The organism is Spirosoma sp. KNUC1025 (assembly GCF_045160025.1).
Classification (GTDB): domain Bacteria; phylum Bacteroidota; class Bacteroidia; order Cytophagales; family Spirosomataceae; genus Spirosoma.
Map to the genome: position 1 here is coordinate 2,300,909 of NZ_CP087139.1, position 14,242 is coordinate 2,315,150.

14 protein-coding genes are annotated in these 14,242 nt (G+C 50.2%); 10 read left to right on the forward strand and 4 right to left on the reverse strand.

Annotated features, from left to right (window positions below):
* Positions 1–32: 32 nt before the first annotated feature.
* Together LN737_RS09970 and LN737_RS09975 are read right to left on the reverse strand one after the other, a co-directional pair.
* Positions 33–449, reverse strand: a complete 417-nt coding sequence (locus LN737_RS09970) for a PleD family two-component system response regulator (protein WP_405518431.1) — start codon at positions 447–449, stop codon at positions 33–35.
* 232 nt (positions 450–681) lie between these two features.
* Positions 682–894 carry a hypothetical protein gene (locus LN737_RS09975; protein ID WP_405518433.1) on the reverse strand — a complete coding sequence of 71 codons (213 nt, stop codon included), beginning with the start codon at positions 892–894 and terminating at the stop codon, positions 682–684.
* 472 nt (positions 895–1,366) lie between these two features.
* Here LN737_RS09975 and LN737_RS09980 point away from each other — a divergent pair, with 472 nt between their 5' ends.
* On the forward strand, positions 1,367–2,257 hold the full coding sequence (locus LN737_RS09980; RefSeq protein WP_405518435.1) for a helix-turn-helix domain-containing protein: 891 nt from the start codon (positions 1,367–1,369) through the stop codon (positions 2,255–2,257).
* A 69-nt stretch (positions 2,258–2,326) separates the two neighbouring features.
* On the forward strand, positions 2,327–3,064 hold the full coding sequence (locus tag LN737_RS09985) for an SDR family oxidoreductase (protein WP_405518437.1): 738 nt from the start codon (positions 2,327–2,329) through the stop codon (positions 3,062–3,064).
* 21 nt (positions 3,065–3,085) lie between these two features.
* On the opposite strand, the gene LN737_RS09990 is transcribed toward LN737_RS09985, so the two are convergent.
* Positions 3,086–3,445, reverse strand: coding sequence for an STAS/SEC14 domain-containing protein (locus tag LN737_RS09990; RefSeq protein WP_405518439.1), 360 nt, complete (start codon positions 3,443–3,445; stop codon positions 3,086–3,088).
* 143 nt (positions 3,446–3,588) lie between these two features.
* Here LN737_RS09990 and LN737_RS09995 point away from each other — a divergent pair, with 143 nt between their 5' ends.
* A complete protein-coding gene (locus LN737_RS09995; protein WP_405518441.1) occupies positions 3,589–4,557 on the forward strand; it encodes a zinc-binding alcohol dehydrogenase family protein in 969 nt (322 codons plus the stop codon).
* A gap of 91 nt (positions 4,558–4,648) precedes the next feature.
* Positions 4,649–5,215 (forward strand): hypothetical protein, encoded by a 567-nt coding sequence (locus LN737_RS10000; RefSeq protein WP_405518443.1) that lies wholly within the window; start codon positions 4,649–4,651, stop codon positions 5,213–5,215.
* A gap of 122 nt (positions 5,216–5,337) precedes the next feature.
* Here LN737_RS10000 and LN737_RS10005 read toward each other — a convergent pair whose 3' ends face one another.
* On the reverse strand, positions 5,338–6,483 hold the full coding sequence (locus LN737_RS10005) for an acyltransferase (RefSeq protein ID WP_405518444.1): 1,146 nt from the start codon (positions 6,481–6,483) through the stop codon (positions 5,338–5,340).
* A gap of 936 nt (positions 6,484–7,419) precedes the next feature.
* On the opposite strand from LN737_RS10005, the gene LN737_RS10010 reads away from it, so the two are divergent.
* The 6 genes from LN737_RS10010 to LN737_RS10035 all read left to right on the forward strand — a co-directional run bounded on the left by LN737_RS10010 (position 7,420) and on the right by LN737_RS10035 (position 14,193).
* On the forward strand, positions 7,420–8,037 hold the full coding sequence (locus tag LN737_RS10010; RefSeq protein WP_405518446.1) for a two-component regulator propeller domain-containing protein: 618 nt from the start codon (positions 7,420–7,422) through the stop codon (positions 8,035–8,037).
* Positions 7,995–8,657, forward strand: coding sequence for a hypothetical protein (locus LN737_RS10015; RefSeq protein WP_405520365.1), 663 nt, complete (start codon positions 7,995–7,997; stop codon positions 8,655–8,657). The genes LN737_RS10010 and LN737_RS10015 overlap by 43 nt, the downstream gene beginning before the upstream one ends.
* 80 nt (positions 8,658–8,737) lie before the next feature.
* Positions 8,738–10,576 carry an ATP-binding protein gene (locus tag LN737_RS10020; RefSeq protein ID WP_405518447.1) on the forward strand — a complete coding sequence of 613 codons (1,839 nt, stop codon included), beginning with the start codon at positions 8,738–8,740 and terminating at the stop codon, positions 10,574–10,576.
* Positions 10,577–10,593: 17 nt separating this feature from the next.
* Complete coding sequence (locus LN737_RS10025) at positions 10,594–11,463, forward strand: response regulator (RefSeq protein WP_405518449.1); 870 nt, start codon at positions 10,594–10,596, stop codon at positions 11,461–11,463.
* Positions 11,464–11,761: 298 nt separating this feature from the next.
* Positions 11,762–12,457 (forward strand): hypothetical protein, encoded by a 696-nt coding sequence (locus LN737_RS10030; protein ID WP_405518450.1) that lies wholly within the window; start codon positions 11,762–11,764, stop codon positions 12,455–12,457.
* Positions 12,454–14,193 carry an Ig domain-containing protein gene (locus LN737_RS10035; RefSeq protein ID WP_405518452.1) on the forward strand — a complete coding sequence of 580 codons (1,740 nt, stop codon included), beginning with the start codon at positions 12,454–12,456 and terminating at the stop codon, positions 14,191–14,193. The genes LN737_RS10030 and LN737_RS10035 overlap by 4 nt, the downstream gene beginning before the upstream one ends.
* The last annotated feature ends 49 nt before the right edge of the window (positions 14,194–14,242 follow it).

Sequence of the window (14,242 nt, forward strand, 5' to 3'; positions counted from 1 at the left end):
GGCGTTCGTGAGTATGAACGCCTTTTCTGTATTTATCCCTCCTGACTAACGGGATTTTTGAGTCTGTTTTGTATCCAATTGGTTAATCGTTGATGGCTATACCCTTTATCGAGAACAATGTCGCTGCCCAGCGTATCGCATCGATGTATACTGGTGCTGCCGGCAAAGGCAGTACGTACTGCGACTGGTATGGACTGCCAGTCCTTATTATTTTTGAGCAATTGTAGTATTTCATAGCCGTTATGGATCGGCATATGCAAGTCGAGCAGAATCAGATCCGGTAGCTGGCCGTCTAACTCGTGCGTAAGTCGGGTGAATAGTTCATTGCCAGAGCTAAGAAACTTGAGCCTGATCTGCCTAAACTGTCTGGCAAACACAATTCGCAACAAAAGGTGTTCATCGGGATCGTCATCAACTACGTAAATTAACGGAATGGAAAAATCACTCATAGGTTACGGCGGGTACGGTTAAAATTGGAATCGGTACTGAATTATGTCATCTTGTTGCATACGCATCCCTGGGACCAAGCGTAAGCTAACGCCCAAAATGCCTTTCAATAATATAATTTTTACGCTATTTGATTTTACATTTCTGTCCTGATAGAGTTGTCTGCCAGGACTCGTAACCTACCTTAACCGAGCGAACGTAGGTTACGTATTAGATTTGATGAAGTCAACTTAGTTACGCACGGGAACGAAACCAGCGAATTACTCGCGTGTAGATAATCACGAAAACGAGCATAAGCCACATGCTGCTGATATCCAGCAAGATAGCCCAAAAAGGCCCTGCGTATGGATCATCCCCTAACCCGTTCGTATACAGTGAAGGCGAAGTCAGGCGAAGCAATAAGGGGAAAAGTAATAATCCTAATGCCATGCGGTAGTATATTTTCATAGCGTATCGATGTACAGGTTTGTTACTATATATTTTCAAATTTAAATATATATTTAGTATAATAGCTGAATGTGCTTACAAATCTATTAATTGGTAGGTAAACTGGCTACTTTAGTAAAAGTGAAGGTAATTGGATTAATGGAAGAATAAGCGGGTCTCGTAGTACGTCAGGGATGGTTAGAGGGAGTTGGTTAACGTATGGAGATTGAAAATAGAATTGGCGACGCAACGAAAACAAAGCGGCTGAGCCGATGGCTGATACGTCGGCGCTGGAAGCGGAAATCGAAAAATTGTTTTACGCGCTCTACGGATTGACCGACGAAGAAATCGCCATTGTGGAGGGGCGGTAGCTGTCGTTACGTTGCGGGGCTATTCATGGTCTCGGTACGTAATGACTGCCTGAAAGACATTTTTCTACAGGCAACAGCTGCTACGAGGGCAAAAAATCACAATATCGGCCTTAATTTTAGGAATGATTCTAACCAGCAGTGACCAATCGGTACCGATTTATACCCTGGATCGGGACCCAGTCTTTAAGGGCAAGCTATTTAGTATGGTCCGGTTCGACGGCACGTTGACGCATCAGTCGGAATTACTGGCTCCGCACCGGAAGGATTATTACATGCTGGTGTTTGCCCGTCGGGGCGACAGCCGACACTGGGTTGACATGACGCCCTACGTAACGAAAGACAACACGTTCTACATATTCTCGCCGAACCAGCTCACCGTAAAAGAAGAACCCAAGCCCATGTGGGGCACTGCTCTGGCATTTACCAGCGAGTTTCTGGCCTTGCAGGAGAGCACTGCGCTCGGCAATCTGCCCCTGATCCGTAACCCACAGAACGCCCACGAATTACGACTATCTGCCGACGATGTGCTGTTTACAGAAGACATACTGGCGAAGATACAGGCCGAATATATCCGTCCCGGCGAATGGCAGCAACGTCTGGTAACGGCTTACCTGACGGTGCTGCTGACTTATTTGAGCCGCCTGTATACCGAGCAGTTTGCGAACGAGCCGTTTTCTGTTGATAAACTGCTGCTGAAGAAATACCAGGCCCTGATTGACGAACACTTTCGCGAATTGCACCAGGTGAGTGAGTATGCTTCCCTGCTCAATGTGTCGGCCGGATATCTGAGCGAGGTGGTGAAGGCCCAGAGCGGCCGACCGGCCATTACCCACATCCATGCACGGCTGGTGCTGGAAGCCAGGCGTATGTTGTTTCATACGCAACACGCCCTAAAGGAAATCGCTTTCGAGCTTGGCTTTTCGGATGCGTCCTATTTCAGCCGCTTCTTCAAACGGGAAACCGACCTTAGCCCGGCGGAGTATCGGGCAGCCACCCGTGAAATGTACCAGTAATGCCGAAGAATGTGTTTCAACTGCCTGTGCGGAACGCCGTAGTTTTGTTCCATCACAAACAGATGAATTATGAAAACAGTATTGATTACCGGAGCTAACAAAAGCATCGGTTTTGAAACGGCCCGGCAGTTGCTGCAACAAGGCTACTACGTATACCTCGGAAGCCGTGATTCGCAGAAAGGTCAACAGGCGGTCGATCAATTAAAACAGGAAGGATTTGATAATGTAGAACCTATTACCATCGACGTTGACAGGCTCGATTCCATCAAAGCCGCGCGTGAGGCACTGGGCCAGAAAGTCAGCGTACTGGATGTTCTGATCAACAATGCTGGCATCAGTGGCGGCTTTTCACAAACGGCGGCTAGTGCCGATATTGGCGTGTTCAGGCAGGTGTTTGAAACCAATTTTTTCGGGGCCATCGAAACCACACAGGCTTTTATCGACCTGCTGAAAGCCTCTCAGGAACCAAGGATCGTCAACGTTACCTCTGGCCTGGGCTCGCTGACGCTGCACAGCGATCCCAACTGGAAGTATTACCACGTAAAACACGCTTGCTACACAAGCTCCAAAGCGGCCCTGAATGCGTATACCATCGTGTTGGCTTATGAACTGCGCGATACGCCGTTTAAGGTTAACGTAGTTGATCCGGGCTATACCGCCACCGATTTCAACCATCACAGTGGTCCGGGTACCGTACCGGATGCGGCAGCACGCCTGGTCAAGGCTGCTACGTTAGGGCCCGATGGGCCAACGGGCCAGTTTTTCAGCGACGACAACGCTCCTGATACAGGAATAAGCCCGTGGTAAGGCCAGTGTTTTCGCCGACAACTAGTCGGTTATCCACTGTATGGCCTGCTCCCGTTCCGAAAACGGAAACACCTTTATGGTCAGGCCAGGGAACAGATTCCCTATTCTGGCCAGCCAGCCAACCCAATCTTTATCGGTAACCACGGCTGCTTTCTCAAAAGCGCTCATATACGCAGCGTCGGCCTTCAGGTCTTCCCAAAAAGCCTGGGGCGTAATAGACCCTATGCTGATATATTCGGCGTAGGCCCGTAATTTGCCCGGATGCTGAGCGGCTTTACTTTTGACCTGATCAATCAGGGGCGTTACGTCAGCTACCGTAATATCGCCATCAATGCGATAGCCCAGTATGCGGTCGTCGGGCAGATCAATCGTCTGGATCATAAGGCTATTTAGTTGTGTACGCATTAAACTCACCGGGCCGCAGTCGGGTTTAGTCAATGATACGCACACGCTGCCCGCCTGCATTTGCATTGCAGACGGGCAGCGTGATAAGTAGGTCGTACGAGCCTTAACCTGTCGTTGTTATGAAAGCCGCCGTTATATATCGCCCGGGTTCAGCAGAAGAGTTCATCCTGGAGGAGCGCCCTGTTCCAACTCCAGCCAATGACCAGATTCTGGTCAGGGTTAAAGCGTTTGGCCTGAACCGTTCGGAGCTAATGACCCGGAAAGGTTACTCGCCCGCTGTTCAGTTTCCACGAGTGCTGGGTATCGAGTGCGTCGGTGAAGTTGAAGCAGACCCCTCCGGTCAATTGGCTAAGGGGCAATCCGTTATGGCGCTGATGGGCGGAATGGGCCGGGATTTCGACGGTAGCTATGCCGAGTATACGGTATTACCCCGACGCCTGGTCCGTCTGTTCCAGAGTACGTTGCCCTGGGAGGTACTGGGAGCGATTCCTGAAATGTTTCAAACGGCTTATGGTTCATTGCATCCGGCTCTGGCTATTCAGAAGGGTGAAACTCTGCTGATCAGGGGCGGAACATCATCGGTGGGCATGCTGGCGACTCAACTGGCCAGTCTGGCGGGGCTGACCGTACTAGCCTCGACGCGCAACACTCAGAAAGAGAATGCTTTACGTACCTACGGAGCGGCCCACGTACTGATCGATAATGGGTCGCTAAACGAAGCCGTACGGGCTATTTATCCGGATGGTGTCGATAAAGTGCTGGAGCTGGTGGGCACATCTACCCTTCATGATTCACTACGTTGTCTTAAGCCCGGCGGCACAGGTTGCATGAGCGGTATGCTGGCGGAAAGCTGGACAATTTCTGACTTTGCGCCCATGGAGTTTATACCCGCTACGGTTCGCTTGACAACGTACGACAGCGGTCAGATTACCAGTCCCACAGCGGTGTTTCAGGAGTTCATTCGTCAGGTCGAAGCGGGGCAGGTGAAGATTCCCGTCAGTCGGACGTTCAGGCTGGATCAGATAGTTGAGGCTCACCAATATATGGATAGCAATCAAGCGGCCGGTAAACTTGTCGTATTACCTTAAACCCGCTGATCGTCCACGATACAATTCTGGGCGAGCGCGGGTTGGTACGAACATAAGTTAACCCAATCAGCTCGAAAAACGACGGTTAGTCATGCAACAGATGACATTTTTATATACCGCACTCGGTGTGTTTGACAAAACCACCAGCAGCAACTGGGACAATTATATGAAATGGATCAAGCTGCCACACGTAACGGAGGTTGTTTCCCTCGATGGAATGTTAAACGAACCTTTAGTGGAGCCAGACTATAGTCAGGCAGACGATTGGAACTACATTTATTGTACCGAACGCTGGGAAACCGGCTTCTTTACATCTGAGGCATATGTTTTGCGGAAACGTAAGAACGTCGATACGTTCAATTTACTGAGTCTTGTCATCAGTCCTGATCAGGATTGTAAATCTGTCGTGGTGGATAATTATGAATTTATGGGATATGAACTGCTGGACAACGAGTTTGGAGTAAGTGTTCTGACCAACTGTGACGGATTTAACGAGCCAATTCTGCCGACAGACATAAACAAATATGGGCTCGTAGACGAGTATCTGACAGCGTATGAGATAAAAAAACGGCTGCTGGCCAACAACCCGACTCACCCACATGCCGATACCCTTGTGATTGCGGTCTGGCGTCATAAACGCATTGGCCGTAAGAAATAAACGAAGTGCCGATTGCAGGGCGATCTATCCACCTCCGGTCCCCTGAAGAGGGAGTCTGACAAGGCTGAATTGCTCCCCTTCAGGGGACGGGGCAGGGAATTAATAGTCAGATCAAGACAGCACTAGCTAGCTACGTCAAGGCTAACTACTTTCAGCTTTTTCTTTTTAAGCGACAGGAAAGGTTTCTCTATAAAATACCAGCTTAAAGCGGCCAGGGGCAAAGTAAATAACATACTTATAAAAAAAATACCCCATACAGTTAGCGTATCTCCGAAGTAAAGGGTTACGAGTTGCTGTACAGGCCATCCGTATAAGTAAACCCCGTACGAAAAGTCGCCATATTTAGCAAAATTATGAAACGTAATGTGCGGATTAAATACAAAGTAGAATAAGAGATAGGAACCGAAGATAGGCTGCATTATTTCAAAATATTTCCCTATATAAATCGTAATCGATAGAATAATAATTGATAGAATAACTAAATAGATTGAACTGGGGATATAGTTTCGGTAGGTATAAAAAAATATTCCGGCAATAAATGGATAAACTACGTGTTCAAAATTCAGTAAAACTTTTATAGTCACATTATTGAAAAAAAATTGAAAATCAACAGGTATAAACCAGTGTTGCCAAATCTCTTTTAAATCAGATTTGTGATAGATATTATAATCATAAATATTACATCCTATTGCTATAATAATAACGGTCCAAAGTGTGAATTTACGTTTGGAAAAAAATAAAAGAGGAATGATCAGATAGCAGACAAATTCATAAGGTATGGACCAAAGCGAGCCATTCACAACATTAGGCCAGGGCATATTTTTGAAAGTAGCTGGCAACAGCGGGGTACCTAGCCTGAGGGTGGTTAGTATTAAATCGGGCACGTCTATATATGACCAGTATTGAACCATATATTCTGGATACCGCATGACGTAAAGACCCAGGGGCGCAAAAATATAGGCACCTGCAAAGCATACGACAATAAAACCAGGATATATACGTAAAACCCGTTTTTTTAGGTAAGCGAGAAAGTTTTCACTACGTTCCCAGCTCTGAGTGATCAGAAACCCACTGATGATAAAAAAGCAGTTTACAGCAAAAGTGCCCAAGGCTAGTTGTCCCTTGCTTAACTGCTCGAAAGGTTCCTCACTAACGTTGCCATAATAAATTACATAGCAATGCGAAAAAACCACTAAAACAGCTAGAATAAATCGTACAAAATCAAAATTATTCTTATGACCACTTTCAGCTTTGAAGATATTATCCATTTTTAGTATCAATATGAATTATTCCCATTAATTGCCGACAGGGATAAGGTTAGCCTATTCTGGTCTATTTTAAGGAATCAAAGATTATAATTACGTATGTTCTGAATAAATTCATACCAGTAACATCCGATTGTTGAAGTAAAAAATTTGTGTATAATCAAATCAACACTTAAGTACGCTTAGAGATACTTATTCAGCATAAGCATTATATACTGCAAGACAAGTTATTAAATAAATTCTGTTCAACAAAAGAAAGCGTACGTATGTCGATTTGATCATTTATTGTTTAGTAAAAACTGCTCATATAAATCCGCTTCATCATGTAATTCCAATAAACCTGTTTTTCGCGCTTTATATCCTTAAATAACCAACATTAAACGCTTTACGCAGGGTGTAAACCGGCTACCATACGCGGCACATGAAAAAGGCCAAAAGTGGCCCGCATAGGCGGTCATACGGCTAGTACTGTAAACCATCCTGGCAGCCTGAGCCTATGATATGGGTAATAAATAAAAAGAGTTGAGATACGGGGTTGGGAAAAATCAGGTAGTGATCAACTGCTGAGGGTGGTTCTCGGAAACCCTTTTGATTCGGTTTCGCTAACGCTACCCAGGTAGGGATCATCTCTAAAAAATAGTCCGAAAGCGGGAGCAGGCTGATCGCGAAATGAATAAAATGAGGCCACCTGTCTATCGCAAACGTAGGACTACAGATAGACTGGCGTCAGGAACCCGTGCATTACGCGGCTAAAGCCGATACCCAACCCATATTCGGGTAAACTCAACTCATTTTCGTAGACAAAAAAGCTGATTTTATCCTAAAAAGAGTAGCTTTGTAAAGGACTTTCCCCGAATTCTCTCAACGTAATAAACAGGCTTGGCTTAACGGTTTACTTCCAGGCGAGAGGGGTAGTTACGTTAGGTTAGTCATTCCGGCATGAGCGAGTACATACCTGCTATCACACGCGGTTTAGTCATGCTGTTGATTACGCTGTCCTTACCCGGTTTGGTCAGGGCGCAGTCGGTTCCCTTACCCCAGCCCCAGGTCATCACCGACCGCCAGGGACTACCCCAGGCCTTTGTACCCGATATTCTTCAGGATAAACAGGGCTTCATCTGGGTGGCCACCCGCGATGGCCTCTGTCGCTACGATGGCCAGCGGTTTAAAGTCTTTCAACCCGACCCCGACGGACGCCCCTCGCTCTCCTTTGCCGGACTTAACCAACTTGAACTGGATCGACACGGGCGCATCTGGATCCTTTCCGAGCGGATGGATATCGATGTCTTCGACCCCCGTACGGAAACCTTCACCAATATCTCCCGGCAAGCTGCTTTTCGCCGAATGGTCAAACCCGGCATTTCGTATAATTTACGCATCGACCAAAAGGATCGACTCTGGTTAATCGTATTTGGAACAGGCCTCTTTAGCTGGGATCTGAAAAAAAACAGGGACGGTGGTTTCATCACCAACCCCGGCACGCGTCCTCTATCAGCAGCAATGGTATATTCGATATACAGGAGGGGGCCGACGGAACGATCTGGCTGGCTACGTTAAACGGGCTCGACCGATTTGAGGAAGCCACCCACAGTTTTACCCACTTGCGACACCAGCCGGGCAATGCCCAGTCGCTGCCCGAAGATTCGTTAGGTGCCGTTCGGCTACGACCGACCGGCGAACTGATGCTCTTCTCCCGGCACTACCTAACCCTGCTACAGCCCCGTACAGGCCAATTGCGTTCCTATCGATTGCCCGCCCAGGGGAACGATTGGCCAGGCGTTCGTACGGCCATAGACCGGCAGGGGACGGTCTATTTCGGCCGGATTCGTAACCTGTTTCGGTTTACCGACCAGCAAGGCGTCCAGCTCGTGGCCCACTGGGACAAACCCAACGAGGAGTGCCGGAGTTTGCTCATCGATCGGACCAATGTCTTATGGATGGGCACCACGGGAGCTGGTATCCGGACCTACGATTTACAGCCGAGCCCTTTCCAGAAGCGCCTGTATCAGCGTAATTTTACGCTGGACCTGCTCACCCGCGATTCGTTGGGACTCCCCCGGTTTCTCCAACGGTACTGGCCACCTTGCAGGGATCAGACAAATATTCTTTTCGATCCACCTTCGACAGGGCAGGCCGTTTCTGGTTTAACGTACGCACGCTGGATTTTTATCGGCTGAATCGGAAAACGAGCCAGTTAGAGCGTTTTCCGATTCCCTTTCGCATTCACCCGGAATATCGGTATATCATTCCCTGTCCCATGACCACCGATCCACAGGGCCGTGTCTGGGCGGTGTATGACTCAACGGCGTTCTGGTTCGATGAGCCGACCCAGCGCTGGAACCGGTTTCAATATCCAATCCCTACCAGCCTATCCTCGGGTGCCATCACAGAGCTGGTTGCCGATGAGCAGGCGCTCTGGCTGGCCAGTCAGGTGGGGGGACTCTGGCGGCTCGACCGCCATAATGGCGAGGTGCGGCAATTTGTCAACCGGCCCGGCGATACCACCTCTCTGAGCAGCAACTCGCTCTACTGCCTGTCGGTCGATCCTGCCGACGCGAATCGGCTGTGGATCGGCACCTTTGGCAGTGGCATGTGCCTGTTCGATAAACGAACGGGGCGGTTTCGCCGGTTTACCCAGGCCACCGGTCTACCTAACAATGTGGTGTACTCGGTCTTGCCCGATCGCTACGGGTATTTATGGATGGGTACCAACAAGGGCTTATGCCGGATGAATCGCCGGACGTTTACCATCCAGACTTTTACCCGGGATGACGGCATCATGGCCGACGAGTTTAACCGCAACCACTACGTCCGGTTCCCCGAGGGAAACATTCTGATGGGTGGTCTGGAAGGGTTCACCCTGTTCAATCCCCGGCAGATTGGTCAGGATACCTTTGAGCCCCGGGTTGAATTAACACAACTTCAAGTAAACAATCAGGTCATTCAGCCTGATCTGCTAGCTCCCGATGGCACGGACACCACTACGTCAGCCAGCCGATCGCTATTGGGAACGTCCGTTCTGGGCACCTTACCCATTCAGGCTACTGACCAGCTCACCTTAGCCCATAACCAGAATTACCTGACCCTGCAATTTGCTGCCCTGCAATTCAACCAACCCGCCAAGAATCGTTACCGCTACCGGCTGGAGGGGCTGGAAGAAGAATGGAAGGAGGCAACCCGGCCCGAGGCCGTTTATACCAGCCTGCCTCCGGGCAACTACGTCCTGTTGATCAATGCGTCCAACACCTCGGGCCGGTGGAGTCGGCATGTGCGTAAGCTGGCGATTACCATCCAACCGCCCTTGTGGGCTACCTGGTGGGCGTACCTACTGTATGTATTGGGCTTGATGGCTGTAGGCATGGCGGGGGTGAGCGTCTATGCCAACCGGGTAAGACTGCGGCAATCACTGGCCTTGCAGCAACGCGAGATTGCCCTCACACAGCAGGAAGCTGATCAGCTTCGGGCTGTCAATACGATCAAGACCAATTTCTTTACCAACATCACCCACGAGTTTCGGACCCCCTTAACGCTAATCCTTGGGCCCACCGAACAGCTAATGAGCAAGCAGGTAGAGCCCAAAAACCGCCGACGTTTATTACAAACCATTGAACAGAATGCCCATCAGCTCCTGGGTTTGATCAATCAACTGCTGGATCTGTCCAAACTGGAAGCCAGCGTCATGCCCATCCACGAGTCGAGAGGGAACCTCACCGAATTTGTCCAGCACTGGCTGAATCCCTTAACAGATCAGGCAACTACCCAGGGCCTTAGCCTGACGTTTGACTCGGAAGTGCCTGGTGACTACTGGTTCGACGCCGAAAAACTGGAACGGATAGTCTATAATCTGACGGCCAACGCGCTCAAGTTTACTCAGGCCGGCACTATTAACGTATCGTTGGCGGAAGCCTCGGGCCATATCCGGCTCACTGTTGCCGATACGGGCCTGGGCATTTCAGCCCAACATCTGCCCCATATTTTCGATCGCTTTTATCAGGCTGGCGATAGGACCGCAACACCGGGTACGGGTATAGGCCTGGCACTGGTGCAGGAACTGGTTCAGTTGCAGGGGGGCAAATTTTTGTCGAGAGCCAGTTAAACCAGGGCACTACGTTTGTGGTGGAGTTGCCCTACCGCCGGGTTGATACGTCGGACGATGCACTGGCCGGAGTAGCTCCCTGGCAGCGAGAAGCCAGCGACGATGTTTGGGCTGCCTCAGATGAATCAGACCACCCCCGGTTGCTCGTGGTGGAGGATAATGATGAGCTAGCCCGCTTTATCGCCGAAAGTCTGCCCCACAACTACCGCATCCGGCGGGCCGTTAATGGACAGGATGGCCTGAAACAAGCCCTGGAGCAGGTGCCTGACCTGATCCTCTCGGATGTGATGATGCCCCTGATGGATGGCTTTACGCTCTGTAGTCAACTGAAAACTGACCTGCGCACCAGTCATATTCCCGTTATCCTGCTGACGGCCAAGTCGGCGGTGGAGAACCGGCTGGCAGGGCTCTCGCTGGGGGCCGATGACTACCTGACCAAGCCTTTTCAGATCACGGAGCTTCAACTCCGGGTGCGTAATCAACTGGTGAATAAACAGCGACAACGGGAGTGGGTGCAGGCCAGTCTGCGTAATCCTGATCCGGCTTCCACTCCGCCATCTCCCGAAACCACAGACCCGTTTTTGATTCGCCTGTACGCTCTGTTTGAGGCCAACCTGAGCGATTCTGGCTTTGGCCTCGACCAACTGATGAGCGAACTGGGCATGAGCCGCACGGCCCTGTTTCGCAAAGTAAAAGCCCTAACGGGGCTGACGGCCCATGAACTGCTCCGCAACTACCGCCTGAAACAAGCCGCCCAGCTGTTGCGCTCCCATGTTTCAGTTAGCGAGACCGCCTATCAGGTGGGCTTCGAGAGTGCGGCCTACTTCAGTAAGTGTTTTCGGGAATTGTATCAGCTGAGCCCCAGTGAATTTGCTGCTCAAGCCTGATTGGGCAGACCTCTAGCGCTTCGTTTTGCCGTTTTGGCGTTGACTGGACCATTTCTTATCGAATTTGGATCATTTCTTATCGTTTCCAGCCGGGCCTGTTCTTTACTTTTGGCCTGGTTTTAGGTCGTGCTGTACAGCTTTACTCAAGCGATGAAACTAGTCCAGCAGGTTAATGTTGGAAAGCTTCGGGTACTGTTTGGCTGCCGATGTACCGCATGCGTTTAGGTTAGGTTGCGCCATCAACTTAGCTGATCGATGCAATTTATCAAGTTCTCTTTGTACCTCATTTTACCTACTCATGACCCTTTTCTTTTCGTTTACAGAATACGTCTGTAAACCACGATGTTACTTCTTCCACTTATGGACCAGGTCAGGCCGTAGCCTGCTGCTGGGTTTAGTTTTACTACTGGTTGGGCTTAGGGCTGAGGCCCAGAAAACCTGGACCGGCGGCAGCACCAACTGGAACGTATCCAGCAACTGGAGCCCGGCGGGTGTTCCCACGGCCGCCGATAATGTGGTGATTCCGTCGGCACCGGCCAATGATCCTATTGTGAGCACTACGGTGGTCGCCAACTCGGTAGAAGTGCAGAGCGGGGCCTCGCTGAGCATCACCAGTGGAGGAAGACTGCAAATTGATGAGAGTAAACCCATAAGCGGCTCTACAACGGCCTTTTACAACGTCGGTACTGTCAGCAACCAGGGGCAGATCGTGATTTCTGCCGGGTCGTTTTCGTTTGGAGACTATGGTATTCGAAACGTGGGCACCATTACCAACAGGGTGGGTGGCATCATCGCCATAGAAAAACCGACCAACCTGCCAAACTCGACTTGCTTTTTCAACGATGGCGGCACCGTCGCCAATGAGGGCCAGGTCCTGCTTGGCACCGCCTTCAATTCAACCTTTCCATCAAATTCCTCAAGTTATAGCATACGGAATACGGGTAACTTCACGAACAAGACGGGGGTGTTATCTCCACTGACCGATCCTTTGTGACTGGCTTGTTTAACGCCAGCACGGGCACTTTCACCAACGCGGCTCAGATCAACATCGGTACAGTTCGGGTGCAAACCAGGGGTATTGAAAACCAGGGCACCTTTACCAACACCATAGGCGGAGTCATCACAATTGGCGAAGTAAGAAGTAACGCTAACGGTATTATCGGTGGTTTAGTCAACACGGGTGGCACCTTCACCAACACAGCCCAGATCATCATGGGACAAACCCTGACGCCTTTCGGAAATCAGGGAAACGGTCTGGTAAACCAGGCCACCTTCAACAACAATCCGGGGGGCACTATCACCATTGACCAAGTAAGTGGTGCTGGTATTGTAAGCTTAAACGGTGGCAACTTCACTAATGCGGCTCGGATTACCATCGGAGCCAGTACAACTGTAGGTACAGCTATCGAAAGCCAGGGCGAATCTATATCTACGTTTACCAACGCAGTAGGGGGTGTCATTACCCTTGACCGGGCAAAGACTGCTGGTCTGGTCAACCGTGTTGCCAATTTCACGAACGAAGGCAAGATTACCATAGGGGCCATTGCCGCGGTGGGAGGCTTAGCTATTCAGAATTCTTATCTTTTCGACAACTCGGGATGTGGGGCGTTGATCAATGTAGTGTCCAACGATGTGATTTCACAATCCGGTGGGGCGATCACAAATTCGGGTACTATTATCGAAAATTCCGAAAATGTAAACCAAATCTACAGCAATACGGGCATCGTTCAGAATAATAACGGGGGGTTCTTTTATGTCGGGACTGGCCCCAATCAGCCCCTCAGCGTGAGCGCTACTAATCCGACGAACTGCATCTCACCGAACGGAGCCCTTACCCTCACTGGCCTGCGTGCCACCACCAGTTATACGCTGAGCTATACCGTGGGAGGCAGTACCACCACCCTGAATCCCACCAGTAATGCCAGTGGTCAGTTCACCATCTCCAACCTGGGGGTTGGCTCCTACGCCCTCACCCTGAGCGGCAGCTGTGTACCGCTTCCTCTCTCGCTGTCCGCTACGCTCACTGGGCCGAGCCTAACGGCCAGCAGCCCGGTAAAGACAGTAGCTACGCTAGGGGTTAGTTTCAGCCAGAGTTTTACCGCCACCGGTGGCACGGGTCCGTATAGCTTCTCGCAGACCGCTGGCAGTCTGCCGGCGGGTCTAAGTCTATCCAGCACTGGAATCTTATCGGGTACACCCACCGTAGCGGGTTTCTACGGTATCGTTGTGCAGGCTACCGATGCGAGTGGCTGCCCGGGAAATTCGGCCAGTGCCACCTATTCATTTTCGGTCCAGACTCCGTCTCCTGATCTGACACCCGTTCTGTATGCGCGGCCCTCAACGCTGTATGGCAACGCTCCCCTCACAGTCGTAGTGGATGTCTTTGAACTAAACGGAGTGGCTACTTCAGGCCTCATCACTCTCAGGATCAACAAGGATCCCAAGGTCAGTCTCAGTCTTAACAACAGCCTCAACTCGGTGGGAGGGCGCTCGGTGCAGAACAGTGTTTGGAGCTTAGATGTAGACTCCGATCTGGATTACTACCTACTGACCACCAGCCAACCCATTGCTGGGGGCAATATCCTGAGCGTTGGCTTGAGTGGGCAACTGAATCCGGGCGCCACCAGTGGATTATTAACGGTCAGTACCGTTGTGGCAGAGGGTAGTGGTGGGGAAGGCAACGTGACCAACAATGCAGACGCCGACAGAATCGAATATTTTCAGCAATAAGGCAAATATAAGCTAACTATCTGATTTGCAACGATATGTAAAAGCACTC

Excerpts from the sequence above, each read along its gene's own strand:
- LN737_RS09970 (WP_405518431.1), bottom strand. The coding sequence starts at position 449 with ATGAGTGATTTTTCCATTCCGTTAATTTACGTAGTTGATGACGATCCC.
- LN737_RS09975 (WP_405518433.1), bottom strand. The coding sequence starts at position 894 with ATGAAAATATACTACCGCATGGCATTAGGATTATTACTTTTCCCCTTA.
- LN737_RS09980 (WP_405518435.1), top strand. The coding sequence starts at position 1,367 with ATGATTCTAACCAGCAGTGACCAATCGGTACCGATTTATACCCTGGAT.
- LN737_RS09985 (WP_405518437.1), top strand. The coding sequence starts at position 2,327 with ATGAAAACAGTATTGATTACCGGAGCTAACAAAAGCATCGGTTTTGAA.
- LN737_RS09990 (WP_405518439.1), bottom strand. The coding sequence starts at position 3,445 with ATGATCCAGACGATTGATCTGCCCGACGACCGCATACTGGGCTATCGC.
- LN737_RS09995 (WP_405518441.1), top strand. The coding sequence starts at position 3,589 with ATGAAAGCCGCCGTTATATATCGCCCGGGTTCAGCAGAAGAGTTCATC.
- LN737_RS10000 (WP_405518443.1), top strand. The coding sequence starts at position 4,649 with ATGCAACAGATGACATTTTTATATACCGCACTCGGTGTGTTTGACAAA.
- LN737_RS10005 (WP_405518444.1), bottom strand. The coding sequence starts at position 6,483 with ATGGATAATATCTTCAAAGCTGAAAGTGGTCATAAGAATAATTTTGAT.
- LN737_RS10010 (WP_405518446.1), top strand. The coding sequence starts at position 7,420 with ATGAGCGAGTACATACCTGCTATCACACGCGGTTTAGTCATGCTGTTG.
- LN737_RS10020 (WP_405518447.1), top strand. The coding sequence starts at position 8,738 with ATGACCACCGATCCACAGGGCCGTGTCTGGGCGGTGTATGACTCAACG.
- LN737_RS10030 (WP_405518450.1), top strand. The coding sequence starts at position 11,762 with ATGACCCTTTTCTTTTCGTTTACAGAATACGTCTGTAAACCACGATGT.